We start from the raw sequence: 214 nt of genomic DNA, 5'->3' as shown, positions 1-214 counted from the left end.
CTCATGACAGCGAAGCGTGGAAAAGCTGCGGTGTAAAGAATATTGATGAAAGCCGTTGCAATCGCAAATTTCGCCAGGCTTTCAAATGTGTCGACGGCTCCATAACGGGCCCGGTAAAGAATGGGTCCAGCTGTCAGCAATGCGACGGCCACTAAGGACCGGAGCGAGGATCCTACGCTGACGGAGAAAGCAATCGAGAGAAAGACGCATAGGA

1 pseudogene is annotated in these 214 nt (G+C 52.3%); it reads right to left on the bottom strand.

What is annotated here, in order from left to right:
- Window positions 1-214, bottom strand: a pseudogene (locus AF337_RS45860) (O-antigen ligase family protein); the annotation flags it as partial.

The sequence above is a fragment of the Rhizobium ecuadorense genome (assembly GCF_001187535.1).
GTDB classification, from domain to species: Bacteria; Pseudomonadota; Alphaproteobacteria; order Rhizobiales; family Rhizobiaceae; genus Rhizobium; species Rhizobium ecuadorense.
Note: the sequence above shows the minus strand (reverse complement) of the source record. Positions and strands in the feature narration are given on the sequence as shown.